The 18290-nt window shown below is 66.3% G+C and carries 7 protein-coding genes; 2 read left to right on the forward strand and 5 right to left on the reverse strand.

Going from position 1 to position 18290, the window contains the following annotated elements; all coding sequences use genetic code 11:
- Positions 1-115: 115 nt before the first annotated feature.
- Positions 116-12271: a non-ribosomal peptide synthetase gene (locus tag HCA61_RS00005; protein ID WP_240958875.1), complete on the forward strand. Its 12156-nt coding sequence runs from the start codon at positions 116-118 to the stop codon at positions 12269-12271.
- 172 nt (positions 12272-12443) lie between these two features.
- Entirely contained in the window at positions 12444-13508 is a 1065-nt protein-coding gene (locus HCA61_RS00010) for an alpha/beta hydrolase family protein (RefSeq protein WP_169685505.1), read from the forward strand.
- Positions 13509-13609: 101 nt separating this feature from the next.
- Here the strand turns inward: HCA61_RS00010 and HCA61_RS00015 are convergent, their stop codons facing one another.
- The 5 genes from HCA61_RS00015 to HCA61_RS00035 form a co-directional block, all read right to left on the reverse strand.
- Positions 13610-14638, reverse strand: a complete 1029-nt coding sequence (locus tag HCA61_RS00015; RefSeq protein ID WP_169685507.1) for an alpha/beta fold hydrolase — start codon at positions 14636-14638, stop codon at positions 13610-13612.
- A 102-nt stretch (positions 14639-14740) separates the two neighbouring features.
- Positions 14741-15589, reverse strand: coding sequence for an ABC transporter permease (locus HCA61_RS00020; RefSeq protein ID WP_169685509.1), 849 nt, complete (start codon positions 15587-15589; stop codon positions 14741-14743).
- Positions 15590-15593: 4 nt separating this feature from the next.
- Positions 15594-16391: an ABC transporter permease gene (locus tag HCA61_RS00025; protein ID WP_247274728.1), complete on the reverse strand. Its 798-nt coding sequence runs from the start codon at positions 16389-16391 to the stop codon at positions 15594-15596.
- A 50-nt stretch (positions 16392-16441) separates the two neighbouring features.
- Complete coding sequence (locus tag HCA61_RS00030) at positions 16442-17452, reverse strand: ATP-binding cassette domain-containing protein (RefSeq protein WP_169685513.1); 1011 nt, start codon at positions 17450-17452, stop codon at positions 16442-16444.
- A 141-nt stretch (positions 17453-17593) separates the two neighbouring features.
- Positions 17594-18283 carry a GntR family transcriptional regulator gene (locus HCA61_RS00035; protein ID WP_169685515.1) on the reverse strand — a complete coding sequence of 230 codons (690 nt, stop codon included), beginning with the start codon at positions 18281-18283 and terminating at the stop codon, positions 17594-17596.
- Between the last annotated feature and the right edge of the window lie 7 nt (positions 18284-18290).

The following is an 18290-nucleotide window of genomic DNA, read 5'->3' on the forward strand; positions in this document are numbered from 1 at the left end:
TCGTACGACACCTGCGGGTGAGACGCAGTTGGTGTCGTACGTGCATGGTGCCGCGGGCGTGGGCCTGGATGTCGGGGCGATCTCCCGCGAGGTATCCGAACGTCTTCCTTCGCATATGGTTCCGTCCGTCGTTCTCGAACTCGACACCATTCCGCTGTCGCCCACTGGGAAACTCGACCGCGACGCACTCCCCGATCCCAGCCCAGTGGTCACCGAGTTCCGGGCGCCGGAGTCCGCGACGGAGATCGCGGTGGCGACGGTGTTCGCGGATGTGCTCGGTGTCGAGCGGGTGGGTCTGGATGATGATTTCTTCGATCTCGGGGGTAACTCCCTCGTCGCGACCCGGGTCGCCGCCCGGCTCGGGGAACGCCTCGACACGCGCGTGCCTGCCCGCCTGGTCTTCGAAGGGTCGACCGTCGCGGAACTCGCCGCGCTCGCCGACCTGCACACCGGCGATACTGCCCGGACACCCCTCGTAGCCGGACCACGGCCCGATCCGATCCCGCTGTCACCTGCACAACAGCGAATCTGGTTCCTCAACCGGTTCGACACGGCGTCCGCTGCCGACAACATCCCAGTGGCCCTGCGGTTGCGCGGCAGACTCGACATCGCGGCGCTCCGCGCAGCCGTCCACGACGTGATCGAACGGCACGAATCGTTGCGCACCTTCTACCCCGACCGCGACGGTGTGGGCTGTCAAGTGGTCCTCGATGCGTCCGAGGTCGCGCCTCCCGTCGAGGTCGAGATCGTGCCTCCCGCCGATCTGGCCGGCCGTGTCATCCGCGCTGTCACCACTGGATTCGACGTCGCCGAAGAAGTGCCGCTGCGTGTCGAACTGCTGCAGGTGGCCGACGACGAGCATGTCCTCGTGCTCGTCGTGCATCACATCGCGGCCGACGGAGCATCCACCGGCCCGTTCGTACGAGACCTCGCCACCGCATACTTCGCTCGCACTGTGGGTGAGGCCCCAGGATGGTCGCCGCTCGACGTGCAGTACGCCGACTACACGGTGTGGCAGCGAGCGGTGCTCGGCCACGAGTCGGACCGCGGTTCGGTCGCGGCACGAGAGATCGAGTTCTGGACGAGAACGCTCGACGGACTACCCGACCGCCTCGACCTGCCGACCGACCGCCCTCGGCCCGTCGAGGCGTCCGGGCGCGGAGGCACCGTACTCTTCGAGATCGACGCCTCCCTGCACGCCGCTGTCGCGGAGACCGGGCAGGCGACGGGCTGTTCACCTTTCATGATCGTGCACGCTGCGCTCGCAACGCTGCTTGCAAGGTTGTCGTCCACGACGGACATCGCCATCGGCACCCCTGTCGCGGGGCGAGGCGAACAGGCCCTCGACGACCTCATCGGGATGTTCGTCAACACCCTCGTCCTACGCACGGCCGTCACGCCGGGCGACACCTTCGCGGCGCTGCTCGACCGAGTCCGCACCGGCGACATCGATGCGTTCGCGCACGCAGAACTACCGTTCGAGCGGCTGGTCGAGGTTCTCGACCCCGTGCGCTCGACCGGGCACCATCCCCTCTTCCAGGTCGCGTTGTTCTTCCAGAACATGGATCGTCCCGACCTGTCGTTGCCGGACCTCGACATCGACGCAGTCGATCTCGGCGGTGCCGTCGCCAAGTTCGATCTTCAGCTGACCGTCACCCCGCGACTCGACGCCGGGAAACCGTGCGGAATGTCCGCGCAGTTCACCTACGCCACGGATCTCTTCGATGAGAGCACGGTGCGCGGCCTCGCCGACGGTCTGGTCGCGACCCTCGATGCACTGGTCTCCGACCTCGACACCGTCGTGGGTGATGTCGACCTGCTGGCGCCCGAGGTTCGCCGCGAACTCGTCCACACCGTCAACGCCACCGACCATGGCGTGGACAGCGGAACACTGCTGTCCGAGTACCGCGCCCAGGTTCTCCGTACCCCGGATGCTTCCGCAGTCGTCTTCGGGGACGAGACGCTGACCTACGCGCAGTTCGACGCACGTGTCAACCGGCTCGCGCGCCACCTCATCGATATGGGCGTCGGCCCCGAGGCGCTCGTCGCGATCGGTATCCGTCGTTCCGTGGATCTCGTGGTGGCGATCTACGCCGTGATCACCGCGGGCGGCGCCTATGTTCCACTCGATCCGGACCATCCGTCGGAGCGGATCGGGCACATCCTCGACACCGCCCAGCCGGTGTGCGTGCTCACCACCGTCGCCGACGGTTCCGATCTGCCCTCCGACGCGAATGCGGTCGATGTCGACGCTCTCGTCCTGGATCACTATTCGGCGCAACCAGTTCAGGACCACGAACTGAGCGGGCCGATCCTGCCTGCCACCCCCGCCTACGTGATCTTCACCTCCGGGTCGACGGGACGCCCGAAGGGCGTCGCCGTGTCGCACGAGGCGATCGTCAATCAGGTCGCCTGGATGGTGCACGAATACACCATCGGCGCGGACGATGTGTACCTGCAGAAGACTGCCACCACCTTCGATGTGTCGCTGTGGGGATGGTTCCTGCCGCTGCGCAGCGGTGGGTGCCTGGTCGTCGCGGACCACGACGGCCATCGCGACCCGGCGTACGTGGCCGACATGATCGACCGTCACGGGGTGACGCTCACGGACTTCGTCCCGTCGATGCTCACCGTGTTTGCTGCGCACGCCCCGGCGGGGAGCTGCTCCGGCCTGCGTCTCGTGTTCGTCATCGGTGAGGCACTTCCCCCGGAAACGGTCGCCGCCTTCCATCGCCTCGGAACGACTGCCGCGGTACAGAACCTCTACGGACCCACCGAAGCCGCGGTTTCGGTCACCTACCAGGCCGCAGATGCCACCGGGGTCGTGCCCATCGGGCTACCCGAATGGAACGTCCGGGTCTACGTCCTCGACGCGCGTCTGCAGCCGGTTCCCCTCGGCACGCCGGGGGAGCTGTACCTCGCAGGAGTCCAGCTCGCGCGCGGGTACGTCCGCAGGCCCGACCTGACCTCCGACCGGTTCGTTGCGAGCCCTCTCGGGCCCGCCGGCGAACGGATGTACCGCACCGGCGATCTCGTTCGGTGGATCCGCACCGATGGCGGCGCAGTCGCTCTCGACTATCTGGGCCGTACCGACTTCCAGGTCAAGTTCCGCGGGCAGCGGATCGAACTCGGCGAGATCGAAACCGCGGTCCTCGCACACCCGGGGGTCACCCAGGCGACCGCGCTCGTCGTGCCCACCCCGACGGGCGAACAGCTCGTGGCCTATGTGGTCGGTGAATCCGTGGACCGGCAGGCGCTGCTCGCTACCGTGCGGGAGACATTGCCGTCGTACATGGTGCCGTCGGCGATCGTCGCGCTCGATGAATTCCCGCTCAACACGAGCGGCAAGCTGGACCGGAAGGCGCTGCCTGCGCCCGTCTTCGAGTCGCGAGAGTTCCGCGTGGCACGAACCCCGGTCGAAGAGATCGTCGCCGGTGTCTTCGGTGATGTCCTCGATGTCGAGCGGGTGGGCCGGGACGACGACTTCTTCGAGCTCGGCGGCAATTCGCTTGTGGCAACACAGGTCGTGGCGCGCCTCGGCTCCGCCCTCGGCACCAAGGTGGCGGTGCGCGCGCTCTTCGAGTACCCCGTCGTCGAATTCCTTGCCGCGCATGTCGAGTCCGCCTCGAGCGAGGCGTCCGTGGCGCCGTTGGCCGCGCAGATCCGACCCGAGCGGATTCCACTGTCGCTTGCACAGCAGCGGATGTGGTTCCTCAACCGGTTCGAGCCCGACTCGTCCGTGAACAACCTGCCACTCGCGATCCGGCTGCGTGGACCACTCGACGTCGAGGCCCTGCGCGCCGCGGTCGCCGATGTCATCCGACGACACGAGTCGCTGCGCACCGTCTATCCCGAATCGGACGGTACAGCGCAGCAGGTGATCCTCCCCGCAGCGTCGGCCGTACCCGACATCGTCGTGCTCGACACCGACGATGCCGACGTGGCGCGACACGTCGAGGCCACAGTGACGGGCGGGTTCGACGTTGCCGAACAGGTGCCCTTGCGGATCTCCCTGTTGCGCCTCGGCCACGACGAGCATGTGCTCGTCGTGGTGTTGCACCACATCAGCGGCGACGGTTTCTCGATGGGCCCACTCGCGCGGGACGTGATGCTCGCGTACACCTCGCGCGCGGAAGGCCACGAACCCGATTGGGCGCCGCTGCCCGTGCAGTATGCGGACTACGCGCTGTGGCAGCGCGAGGTCCTCGGATCCGAGACCGACCCGGAGTCACCGATCACCCGGCAGCTCACCTACTGGCGCGAGACGCTGAAGGGTATTCCCGAGCAGCTGGACCTGCCTGCGGATCGGCCGCGCCCCGCGGTCGCGTCGTATCGGGGTGCGATCACTGCATTCGAGATCGACGCACCGACACACGCGGCACTCGAACAGCTTGCCCGTGCGAGGGGCGCGTCGCTGTTCATGGTCGTGCACAGTGCACTTGCGGCGTTGCTCGCCCGGCTGTCCGGCACGGGCGACATCGTTGTCGGCTCGCCCATCGCGGGCCGCGGCGAGCAGCTCCTCGACGACGTGATCGGGATGTTCGTCAATACCCTGGTCTTGCGCACCGAGGTGAACCCGTCCGACACCTTCGGCGATCTGCTGGCGCGGGTTCGCGAAACCGACCTCGGTGCATTCGGACACGCCGACCTGCCGTTCGAACGCCTCGTCGAGGCCCTCGACCCTGAACGTTCCCAGGCCCGGCACCCGCTGTTCCAGGTCGCGCTGACGTTCCAGAATCTCGGGCAGTCCCACTTCGACCTTCCGGGGCTGACCGTCGAACCCGTCGATTTCCCGATCACCGACGCCAAGTTCGATCTGCAGGTCACCGTCGTCGAAGCCTTCGGGCCCGATGGGGCGCCCGGCGGAATTGCGGTGTCGCTCAACTACGCCACCGACCTGTTCGACGAGGCGACGATGAGCACATTCGGCGATCGACTCGGCCGGATGCTCAGCGCGGCTGCCGCCGATCCCGACACCGTGATCGGCGACGTGCCGCTGCTGTCCGAGGAGCAGCGTTCCACGCTGCTCGAAGCGTGGAACGAACCGGGTACGCGGGCGAGCGACGGCACTCTCGTCCAGCGTTTCGTCGATCAGGCGGCGCGCACACCCGACGCGATCGCCGTGACGTTCGGAGACCGGCACCTGACGTACCGCGAACTCGCTGCCCGTGTGAACCGGCTCGCACGTGAACTCGTCGATCACGGTGTGGGGCCCGACACTCTGGTGGCCGTGGCGATGGCTCGCACCGACGACCTCGTCGTCGCGCTGCTCGCGGTGCAGCAGGCCGGCGGCGGCTATCTGCCGCTCGACCTCACCTATCCGGCCGACCGCCTCGAGTTCATGCTCGCAGATGCGTCACCTGTCGTCGTGCTCGTCTCGGGCGACCGCGACGGGCTACCGAGCACCGGCATTCCCGTGATCGACCTCGCACTGATCGATCTGTCGACCCGTAGCGATGCACCCGTGACGGACGAGGATCGCGCAGCACCGCTGCGCAGCGACAATCTCGCGTATGTCATCTACACGTCCGGATCCACAGGCCGCCCCAAGGGGGTGCAGGTTCCGCACCGGACGGTCCTCGAATTGTTCGAGAACACCCGAGCAGCATTCGAATTCGACGGCGCCGACGTGTGGACCCTGTTCCATTCGTATGCCTTCGACTTCTCGGTCTGGGAACTGTGGGGTCCGCTCCTCCACGGCGGCCGGCTCGTCGTCGTCGACCACTTCACGTCCCGCTCGCCGGAGGACTTCCATGCGCTCCTCGTGCGAGAGCAGGTAACGGTCCTCAATCAGACGCCGTCGGCGTTCTACCAGCTTGCTGAAGCCGATCGTGTTGCGAAAGAACGAGACTCGGATCGGCTCGCGCTGCGTTACATCGTCTTCGGAGGTGAGGCCCTCGACCTGCGCCGTCTCGCCGATTGGTACCGCAGACACACCGACGATGCGCCTCGCCTGGTCAACATGTACGGGATCACCGAGACCACGGTGCACGTCTCCCGCCTCGAACTGAACTCGGACGACAGCGAGACCGCGGCCAGCCTCGTCGGCCGTGCGATCCCGGGGCTCGGCGTCTATGTCCTCGACCCGCGGTTGCAGCCGGTCCCCATCGGGGTCCCCGGCGAGATGTACGTGTCCGGCGATCAGCTCACCCGCGGCTACCTCGGCCGCAGTGCGTTGACCGCCGGCCGATTCGTCGCGGACCCGATCGGCTCGCCGGGCACCCGCATGTACCGCACCGGCGACATCGCGCGCTGGTCCTCCTCCGGGCAACTCGAGTACGTCGGACGCAGTGACTCCCAGGTGCAGCTGCGTGGATTCCGTGTCGAACTCGGGGAGATCGAAGCCGCGCTCATGTCTGTCGAGGGTGTCGCGCATGCAGTGGCTGTGGTGCGGACGGAGGCGCACACCGGAGACAAGCTCGTCGGATACATCGTCCCTCGCGCAGGTGCCACTGTTGCGCCCGCCGAGGTGCTCGGCGAGGTCGGGCAGTTCCTGACCGGATACATGGTCCCCGACGCGATCGTGATCCTCGATGCTCTGCCCCTGACTCCGAACGGAAAGCTCGACAAGAAGGCACTTCCCGCGCCGGTGTTTGCGGGGGACAAGAAATTCCGAGCTCCCGCAACGCCGACAGAGGTGGTGATCGCCGAGGTCTTCGCCGACGTGCTCGGCATCGACAAGGTCGGTGCCGACGACTCGTTCTTCGCGCTCGGGGGCGACAGCATCGTCTCGATCCAGCTGGTGTCGCGCGCCAAGGCGCTCGGCATCGTGTTCACGCCCCGGGAGGTTTTCGAACAGCGCACCGTGGCCGGACTCGCCGAAGTCGCGCGGATCGGTACCGGGACTGCGCCCTCGCTCGTCGAACTCGAGGGGGGAGGAATCGGCGAGATCCCGCTCACCCCGATCGTGCGATACATGGTCGAGCGCGGCGGCAACTTCGACCGCTACACCCAGACGATTGCGCTCGAACTTCCCGAGGGCATCACGCGTCCGGGCGTGGTCGCGACCCTTCGTGCCGTCATCGACCGGCACGATGTGCTGCGGGCGTCCCTGCGTCGCAACGAGACCGGAGAATGGGTGCTGGCGACGACCGCACCGGGCTCGATCGACGTCGATTCCCTGGTCACCCACGTCGAGGTGCCTGCCGACGTGGACGACGACCAGTGGCGGAGCATCGCGGCCCGCGAACTCGACAGCGCAGAGGCGCGGCTCGATCCGTCGCACGGCTCCGTGCTGCAGTTCGTCTGGCTCGACCCCGCACCCGGGGCAGACCGCACCGGACGGATGGTCGTGGTCGCCCATCACCTCGTGATCGACGGTGTGTCGTGGCGAATCCTGGTGCCCGACTTCGTGACTGCATGGGCACAGATCGATCACGGACAGCCCGTGGCGCTGCAACCGGTCGGAACGTCGTTCCGGACATGGGCCGATGCCCTGGTCCGCAGTGCCAGCGCTCGCACGGCCGAGCTGCCGATGTGGACGTCCATCTTGACCGGCGCCGACCCCCTTCTGGGTACGCGTGCCTTCGACCCCGCGATCGATCTTGCGTCGACCGTCGAGAAAGTCCAGGTCAGCGTCGCAGCCGAGGTCACCGAGACGCTGCTCACCACAGTGCCGGAGCTCTACCACGGCACCGTCAACGACGTGTTGCTCACGGGCCTTGCGCTGGCGCTCGCCGGTTGGCGTCGCGACCGCGGCACGGATGAACTGTCGGCGTTGATCGGACTCGAAGGTCACGGACGCGAGGAAGACCTCGTCCCCGGCGCCGACCTGTCACGAACCGTCGGCTGGTTCACCGCGATGTTCCCCGTGCGGCTGGATCTGTCCGGCATCGACCTGGACGACGCCATCGAGGGCGGAGCAGCTGCGGGCACTGCGCTCAAGGTCGTCAAGGAACACTTGCGCGCCATCCCCGACAAGGGACTCGGCTACGGACTTCTCCGGTACTGCAACGCCGACACTGCCGGGCAACTCGTACATCTGCCGTCCGGTCAGGTCAGCTTCAACTACCTCGGACGCCTCGACGCCGGTGAGGTGCCCCAGGGTCAGGCCGCAGAGTTGGGCTGGCTTCCCGCCGGCGACCTCGGTGACCTGTCCGGTCGCGACGACAGCGACGCCCCGGCGCTCGCGTCGGTGGACATCAACGCGGTGGTCATCGGAGGAGAGCTCGGCGCGAACCTCGGATTTCCCTCCGGTCTGCTCGACCGCGACGACGTCGAAGAACTCGGTCAGTGGTGGGTGCGCGCACTCGAAGCGCTCGCCACCCACGCGGCGCGCCCGGAGGCAGGAGGGCGGACACCGGCCGATCTCCCCTTGGTGGAGGCCACCCAGCGCGACATCGACACGTGGGAAGCGGAATACCCCAACGTGTCCGACGTCTGGCCGCTCGCACCGTTGCAGTCCGGATTGCTCTACCACGCGTTGCTCGCCGCAGGGCAGTCCGACGTCTACAGCACCCAAGTGCTGATCCACCTCGCCGGACTCGTCGACCCTGCGCGTCTACGAGGTGCTGCCTCCGCACTTCTCGACCGGTATCCCAACCTGCGAACCGCCTTCGTCTCGGGTGAATCCGGTGAACCGGTCCAGGTCGTCGTCGACGACGTCGTGCTGCCGTGGCGAGAACTCGACCTCACCGGGCCGGGAAACCGGGCGGCGGACACCGCAGAACTCGACGCGGTGCTGCGCGCCGACCAGGACGTGGCCTTCGACCTGGCAGCGCCACCGCTGATCCGCTTCACGATGGTGCGGACAGGGCCCGAATCCTGGACGCTCGCGGTCACGAGCCACCACATCCTCCTCGACGGCTGGTCGATGCCGTTGCTGATGAAGGACCTGCTGGTGCTGTACGCGACGTCGGGTGATGCTGCGGTCCTCGGCCGGGTGCCGTCCTACCGCGGCTATCTCGAGTGGCTGGGGCGCCGTGATCACCGCGAGTCGGTCGACGCGTGGGCCCACGCACTCGAAGGGGTCGACGAACCGTCGCTGCTGGTCGGCTCCGAGGCCGACGGCGCCGGAGCCACCTCGGCCGAGCACCACATCGATCTCGGCCGCGACCGCAGCGACACCCTCGGGGAGGTCGCCGCGACGCTCGGAGTCACGGTCAACACCGTCCTGCAGGGTGCGTGGGCGACACTCATCGCCCGCTCGACCGGTCGTGACGACGTCGTGTTCGGTACCACGGTGTCGGGCCGGCCCGCGGACCTTCCGGGTGTCGAATCGATGGTCGGACTCTTCATCAACACATTGCCCGTCCGCGTGCGACTCGGCGACTCCGAGACCACCGAGGAACTGCTCCAGCGCATCCAGGTCGATCAAGCGTCGCTTCTCGACCACCATCATGTGGGGCTCGCCGAGATCCAGCAGCGGACGGGCCTCGGAGCGCTGTTCGACACCCTGCTCGTGTACGAGTCGTATCCAGTGGACCGGAGTGGCATCGCAGAGGCGGGATCGATCGACGGATTGGTCGTCGCGGGGGTCAACACCCGCGACGCCACGCACTATCCGCTGACCGTTGCCGTCACCGCGGAAGACACCGTCACGCTCGGATTCAAGTATCGCAGCGACATTCTCGAGATGGATGCAGTGGCGGCGCTTGCCAACCGGTACCTCCGGATCATCGACAGCATCCTCGCCGACCCGGCAGTGCCGGTGGCCGCCCTGCCGTATCTCGACCCCGACGAGCTCCAGGACCTCGTCCGCCGCGACGGCGGACCAGCACTCCCAGCGGAGCCGCTGGGAGAGTTGCTGTCGACCGCAGCAGCACGCAACCCCGACGGCGTTGCGCTCGTCCACGACGGGCGTGCATGGACGTACTCCGAACTCGATGCGTTCTCGTCGCGGTTGGCACGACTGCTCATCTGGCGTGGACTCGGCACCGAAGACGTTGTGGCCGTGGGAATCACTCGATCGATCGAATCGGTTGCGGCGGTATGGTCGGTGGCGAAGACCGGTGCCGCGTACGTGCCCGTCGACCCGAACTACCCGGTCGACCGTGTCGCGCACATGGTCTCCGACTCCGGAGCGGCACTCGGCCTCACCGTGACACAGCATCGGCACGTACTCCCGGACGGTATCGAATGGATCGATCTGACCGCCGACACCGTCGTCACGGAGATGTCGGAATACTCGGTCCGGCCCGTCTCGGCGACCGAGCGGGTGCGTCCTGTGTACGCGGACAGCACTGCGTACATCATCTACACGTCCGGATCGACCGGTCTCCCCAAGGGAGTCGTCGTCGCCAACTCCGGCCTGGCGAACTTCTCCGCGGCACAGCGTGACCGCTACGGACTGGGGCCCGACACCAGGGCCCTGCATTTCGCCTCGCCGAGCTTCGACGCCTCAGTGCTCGAGATACTGCTTGCTGTAGGAGGGAGCGGGACGCTGGTGATCGCGCCGACGAGTGTCTACGGCGGCCGCGACCTCACAGAGCTCCTCCGACGCGAACGTGTCACCCACGCGTTCATCACCCCTGCGGCGGTGGAGTCGCTGGATCCGGAAGGTCTCGATGATCTCCGGGTGCTTGCAGTCGGCGGGGAGGCGGTCGCGCCGGAACTCGTGACGCGCTGGTCGCCGGGACGCATCTTCCACAATGTCTACGGCCCCACCGAAACGACGATCGTCACCACCATCAGCCGACCCTTGTCCGTCGATGACGAACTCACCATCGGTGGGCCGATCCGCGGTATGCGTGCTCTGGTCCTCGACTCCAGGTTGCGCCCGGTCCCGGTGGGTGTCGCGGGCGAGCTGTACATGTCGGGGATCCAGCTCACGCGTGGCTATCACCGGCGACCCGACCTCACGGCCGCGCGATTCGTCGCGGATCCGTACGGCTCCGGTGCCCGTCTCTACCGCACGGGGGACGTGGTGCGCTGGACCGAGAGCGGAGAGCTCGCGTACGTCGGACGCTCCGACTTCCAGGTCAAGATCCGAGGGTTCCGCATCGAACCGGGCGAGATCGACGCCGTCCTACGCACGCACGAGACGGTCGAATTCGCCGTCACGGTCGCTCGCGCGGCCGACGGCGGCACGGCGAGACTCGTCTCGTACGTGACGCCGGCTGCCGGTGCTGTGGCGGAGCCCCGGGAGCTGCTTGCCTTCGCCGCACAGTCGCTGGCACCGCAGATGGTGCCGGACGCAATCGTCGTTCTCGACGCGGTGCCGTTGACGCCGGTCGGCAAGATCGACCGGGACGCCCTCCCTGAACCCGAGGCTGTGATCCGTCCCTACCGTGCGCCACGCACGGACCTCGAAGCTCTTGTTGCGCGCGTCTTCGCCGAGATTCTCGGGGTGGAGCAGGTCGGTCTCGACGACGATTTCTTCGACCTCGGCGGAAATTCGCTCGTGGCCACTCGCGTCGTCGCGAGGCTGCGCGACGAGATCGGTGTCGGCGTGCGAGTCTCATGGCTGCTCGAGGCACCCATGGTGGCGACGCTCGCGGCCCGACTCGGTCGGGAGGCCGGCGGTGCAGGGGGCGTGGAACCGGATACCGCGCTTGCAGTGATCCTGCCGTTGCGCGCCGGGGATCCCACGGAAGCGGTGTTCTGCCTGCATCCGATGATCGGGCTCGCCTGGACCTACGCGCCGCTCGCGGCGCGCCTGGACGGACCGGGTGCCGTGTACGGGGTGCAGACACCGGTGTTGACCGAACCCGATTTCGCCGGGGCGTCACTGAACGATCTGGCGCGCAGGTACGCCGACGAGATAGTTGCAACCGTGCCGGACGGGCCGTACCGATTGCTCGGCTGGTCCCTCGGAGGTGTGCTCGCGCACGCGGTGGCGGTCGAACTCCGGTCCCGTGGTCTGAATGTGGAGAAACTTGCCCTGATCGACAGTATCCCGCGGATCGACACCGATCGTTTCGAGTCGGAGATCTCGGAGAACCTGCGCGCCCTCGGCGTCGAGGTGGAACCTGGGACGCTCGACGGCCGGCTTCCTGACGAGGCCGCCGAAGCCCTCGTGCGTGCGGTTCCGGCGGAACTGATCGAACTCGATATCGAGAGAGTCCAGCGCATCTTCGCTGCGGCGATGACGTCACCGGATCTGATCAACCGACACGAACCCGGAGTGTTCACCGGTGACGTGGAATTCTTCAGTGCGGTGGAGGAGCATCCGACCGAAGCGGACGCCGCGGACCTGTGGGTGCCGTTCGTCACGGGAGTCGTTCGCACCCGGTTCGTACCGGGGGGGCACGGAGAGATGATGGAACCGGCCGCGCTCGACGTGATCGTGCCTGCTCTGCACGATGATCGTGTCGATCTTGATCCACGGTGACCGCCCGGTATGGTGTGCTCGCGCAGGACTGTCGGATCGCGGATGTGCGATCCACGGTAACGTGCACGCCTGACCTGTAGATATACGTATTGCTGCGCCGGACGGTGCGCCTCGGACGCACCCGAGGTCTGGAGATCATGCCCGGGAAACGGGTCTGAGGAGGTTCAAGCGAATGAAGGTTGTCGAGTCGCGGACATGCACTCGAAGGACGAGACTCGCCGCGCTCTCGGCAGCTGTCGTGGCACTGCCGTTGTTCTTCGGTGGAGCCACGGCCGCGGCCGACCCCGTCTGGGACAGTGAGCAGCCTCTCGAGGTGGCCGAGTCCGAGAACGGCTCCTACATCACGCGTATCGAGCAGTACGGCGAGCAGCAGCTCCTCGTCTACGTCCACTCGGCGTCGATGAACAAGGAAGTGCTCCTGGATGTGTGGCGTCCGGCCGATACCAGCGAGCCCCGCCCGACGCTGTACCTGTTGAACGGTGCCGGCGGTGGTGAGGACAGCGCGACGTGGCGGTTCCGCACCGACGCCATCGACTTCTTCAAAGACAAGAACCTCAACGTCGTCTCGCCGGTCGGTGGCAAGTGGAGCTACTACACCGACTGGAAGAACGAGGACCCCGTTCTCGGAGTCAACAAGTGGGAGACCTTCCTCACCAAGGAAATCCCGCCGCTGATCGATGCTGCGTTGGGAACCAACGGCGTCAACGCGATCGCGGGCCTCTCCTCGTCCGGTACGTCAGTCCTCCAGCTGGCCATCGAAGGCGGCGACCTCTACCAGGGTGTGGCAGCGTACAGCGGCTGCGCGCAGACCTCCGATCCGATCGGACAGCAGTTCGTGAAGGTCACCACGGAGACCTGGGGCGGCGGCGACACTCGCAACATGTGGGGCGAGCTCGACGACCCGATGTGGCGGGAGAAGGACCCCTACGTGAACGCGGAGCAGCTGCGGGGTCTCGAACTGTACATCTCTAACGGCAACGGCCTTCCAGGTCCGTACGACACGCTCGATGGACCGGAGATCGATGGTCAAGTGGACGTGCTCGCGAACCAGGTGGTCGTGGGTGGCGTGATCGAGGCAGCCACCAACTACTGCACCCACAACCTGCAGAACCGCCTCAACGAGCTGGGTATCCCTGCGACCTACAACTTCCGCGACTCGGGTAGCCATTCATGGGGTTACTGGCAGGACGATCTGAAGGATTCGTGGCCGGTGCTCCAGCGCGCGCTCGGATTGTGACCTCTGCCGGACGTCCTCGATCCGGCACCTGACCGAGAAGGTCCCTCCTTCGGGAGGGACCTTCTCGGTGTCTCGGCGGGAACTCCCGTCGGGTCGGTGCTCTAGGGGGTTCCGGGCGCTTCCGGAACGGTGCAGGGCGCTTCGTTGACGTCGGCGTAAGCGGGATCGAGGGCGGATTTCACCAGATACAACGATTCGGGGAGCATCAACATCGTCGAATGATCTGCGGGTGAGGTCGGGCACAGGTCCTGGACCCACTTGTTCTCGACCGTGGCGCCGGCATCGGATTCGAGGAACGAACTCTCCGGAGGTGTCACGATTTCGTCGTGGCGCGTCGCGATCGACGTGTATTTGATTCCCGGCAGTGTCTCGGGGCCGTCGTTGAGCGCGGCGAGTACCCGGGAGCCTATGAGCTGTTGCTGGCCGGCCACACCGAGATTGGTGCCGGCGAACAGTGCCTGCGCAACGATGTCGTTGCCGTTCGTCAGGCCGAAGATCGCCAGCATCGCGTACAGCTGCTGGAGCCCATTGAAAGACGTGCCGTGATTCGTCGCACCGAGCATGATGAGGTTCTCGACCTTGTTACGTGCCGGGTCGAGGGGATCGGCTCCACCTTCGAACTTCAGGTACTGCCGTGACAGCATTCCGCCCTGCGAATGTCCTACCAGATCGACCTTGTCGCTGCCGGTGTGCTCGAGGACGGCATCGACGAAGTCCCGTACCTCCACCGCGGACTGCTCGATGTCGGTGACGCCCCAGATCGTCTTGTCGGGATCGAAGACGGCCTGCGCGCCGCCGTAGTTCAGCGCGTACACGCAGTAGCCGAGGTCGGCGAGCTGCGGCGCGACGATGGGCCACGTCTGCATCATTCCCGATCCGGTGCCGTGCACGAGTACCACCGGGCGCGGATGATCCGTGGAAGGGACGCAGTCGAGATCGTTGGTGCCTGCGGGACTGGGTCCCATCGTGGAGAGCAGTGCGGCGAGCCGCCCGTCGCCCGCCGCGGGGGCACTCGGCGGCTGATCCGTTGTTGGCTGGGCAGACGCCATCGCCGGTGTGGTGACCAGCGACGCCGAGGCAGCAAGGGCAGCGGTGGCGGTGGCCACAGCGATCCGGCGCGCAAATTTCATGGAGGCTCCTCGTGCGGACCGCCGGGGTCGTGGCGTATCCGTACCTGGTTGGACGCAAGTGAGATTAGCAGCGGAAACCATTTCCCTCCGGAAAGTTCGAGGTCATCCCTGCTGGGCTGCGCGCCGATAACCGCGAATGGCAGGCACCAGGAACAAGGCGAACATTCCGACCGACCACCCGAGGGTCTTGATCATCGGCTCGGCCAGCGGCCCACCCACCGCGAGGGCCCTCATGCTGTCGATCGCGCATGACATCGGCTGGTTCGCGACGATCGGCTGCAGCCACGTCGGATAGGCCATGACCGGCACGAATCCCGAATTGAAGAACATCAGGAGGGTGCACACGATCGACACCATCTCCACGAGTGGGATCTTGGTCGACAGAGTGGCCAGGACGGTCACCATCATGGCGAATCCCATCCCGAACACGATGGGTACCACCAACATCAACAATGTCGCCGGGATGCCCTGCGTGAACCGGAAACCCATGACGACACCTGCGGCGAAAATCACAATCGAGGTGACGAGGACGCGAACCGCCTCCGCCATCAGACGCCCCACCAGCCCCGCTGATCGATGGATCGGCAGCGTATAGAAACGACTCAGCAGGCCGGACTCACGTTCGGCACGCAACCCGACCGCACTGACGACGGAACCGAACATCGCACCCACCAGCACGATCATCGGTACTGTCCCGAATATCGATGGCTGCCCCGTTGCGGCGGTGATGCTGTCGCCGAGCACGATCCTGAACATCACCAGTGTCAGTGCGGGATAGATCAGCGCTTGGATCATCGTCGCCGGATCGCGTGCCCAGCGAAGTAGGAGCCGCCCGCATTGGAGGCGGCTGTGCTGCCACAACGCCGCGAGAGAGCTCTCGGCGACCACGGCGTTCGGCGCCGGATACCCGAACGATCCGGACCCTGTGCCCAGCGCAGTGCTCTGGCTCATCCGGTCACCTCCGCCTCGTATTGGCCCACACGGCGAGAGGCAGACACACGATGGTCAACCCGACCAGCCAAAGCAAACTCGGGTAGAACACCTCCCACGTGACCCCGCCGTCCGCCATGTCGCGCATAGCGAACGAGAACTGCGAGATCGGCTGATTACGCACGAACGGACGAATCCATTCGGGAAAACCTTGCTCGGGAACGAAGCCGCACGACAGCATCCCGAGGATCAGCTGGGGGAGTGTCAGCGCCTGCGAGGTCGCTTCGGGGCTCTTGGAGAGGCTGCCGATCGCATCGGCTCCCAGGCACAGCACGAGGCTGATGGCGAGTGCCGTCACTCCGAACAGAACCGCCTGCCCGAGTCCGGCGGTGAACCGGAAACCGATCAGATAACCGAATCCGATCGCGGCGAACAGGGAAATCACCGATCTCGTCATCCCCGCCGACATACGCGAAAGCAGCGGTACGGTCGGGGCGACGGGCATTGTCTTCAACCGGGTCGTCAGTCCGGTTGTCGCCTCCTGCGCGGCCATCTGGGCCGCCGAGATAGCGGTGAACGCCATCGATTGGAGGACGATGATCGGCATCAGGAACTGCGCGTAGTCGATGCCCTGCATCTGCATCACGAACTTCAGCGGGAGATAGAACCCGAGACCGAAGACGAAGGGTGCGATCACGGCAACGATCAGTTCGCCGTACCGCGCCATCGTGCGCAGAGTGCGTCCGGTCAGCGCCGACCATTGCGACACCGAGTTCGGATGGACACGGCGGTGCGTGCCGGACCGCCGGTCGGGAAGGCCCACACTCGGGTTGTCCGGGGGCCGACCGGCCGGAAGACGTTCGGTGCGGGCGGTCACGGGCCCTCTCCCACGGCGGCCGCGTCGAGTTCGGCGGATGCCGTCGACGCGCTGTGACCGGTCAGCTGCAGGAAGACGTCGTCCAAGGACGGCCGCCGCAAGCCGATATCGGCGAGTTCGATGTCGAGGGGCGAGAGCAGACGCAGTGCTTCGGTGAGGGTTGCTGCTCCGTCGGGCGCTGGGATGGAGACCCGGTCGATGTCGCCTGGCGACGAGAGATCGGCACGTACGGAATCGGGGACGAGGGAACCGAGCGCGTGCACGATCCCGGGCACCTCCGCAGGGTCGACAGGGACGATTTCGCAGTAGCTGCCCCCGGTCGAAGCCTTCAGTTCGTTCGCCGTCCCCCTGGCGATGACCGTTCCTCTGTCGATCACGATGATGTTGTCGCTCAGTACGTCGGCTTCTTCGAGGTACTGAGTGGTCAACAGGGTCGTGATTCCTTGCCGCTTCAGGGACTCGACCAGTGACCACACACCTTGGCGGGATCGTGGATCCAGTCCGGTGGTCGGCTCGTCGAGGAACACGACTTCGGGACGGACCACGAGTCCGCACGCGATGTCGACCCGGCGCCGCATACCACCGGAATAACCCTTGACCGGTCGGCGTCCCGCTTCGACGAGGTCGAACTCGAGGAGAAGCTCGTCCGCACGCAGCTTTGCAGAGGTCTTGTCGAGCCCCATCAACCGGCCGAACAGTACGAGATTCTCGCGTCCGGTGAGGGTGTCGTCCAAGGCGGCGAACTGCCCGGTCATCATGATCGAGCGTCGGACCGCAGCGGGGTTGGTCTCGACATCGTGACCTGCAACGACGGCACGTCCGCTCGAGGCGTGGATAAGTGTCGACAGGATCTTGACCATGGTGGTCTTTCCGGCACCGTTGGGGCCGAGGATCGCGAGGACAGAGCCTTCCGGAGCCGAGAAATCGACCCCGGCGAGTGCATGAACATCCCCGAACGACTTGTGGACATCCTCCACGAGGACTGCATGGTCGTGGTTGCCTCGCATCCGCACCCCACCGTCGAACTCGGTCCCTGTCGGGACTCGGTCATGGCCAGTCCAGCGGGTGTCCCCGCCTCCTTCGTCGAGATGCTACCGCTCCGAGGTGTTCCCGGCCGGGTGTCTGCGAACGGCCGGTGCGACGCGAGATCAGGACCAGATACCGATCTCGTCCAGATGCCGGACGAGACGACGTGCTCCATCGGTGAAGTGATCCCGGGTCTCTGTCCCGGCCGTGCTCGGATCATGCGCACGGAGGGCATCGAGAATTCGGTGATGCGCCGCAACGGCCTCGACCCCCCATTCCGGGTCGGACGAATAGAAACGTGCGGGGGTGTACCGCGTCGCGTTGTGCAGGAACCACGCGAGTTTGCGTGCGGCGGCGACCCGATTGAGTGTCCGATGGAAGGAGAATTCGAGAGCTTCGATTCGTGAGCCGTCGCCGGTCTGCACCGCGTCGGTGAACTTGGCGTTGATGTCGTCGAGCTCGGCGATCGTGTCGCCACCGATGGTCTCCGCAGCGCGCGCAGCGAGCTTCTCGGCGATGCACCCCTGCAACCAGAACACGTCGTCGATGTCGGATCGGGTCAGCGGTGCGACGACATAACCCCGATGCGGAACGAGTTCGACGAGGCCTTCGCCGCGAAGGGTGAGCAGGGCTTCACGAACCGGGGTCACGCTGACCCCGAGTTCGGCGGCGGTCTCGTCGAGCCGTACGAAATCGCCCGGCCGCACGTCGCCCGACATGATGCGGTTGCGGACGAACGACGCCACATCGTCCGACAGTTGGGGTCGCCGCCCCAGGCCGCGGGGAGAGCCGGACCGCTCGAACGGGGACATCGGCTTC

Source organism: Rhodococcus sp. HNM0563 (assembly GCF_012726195.1).
Classification (GTDB): domain Bacteria; phylum Actinomycetota; class Actinomycetes; order Mycobacteriales; family Mycobacteriaceae; genus Rhodococcus.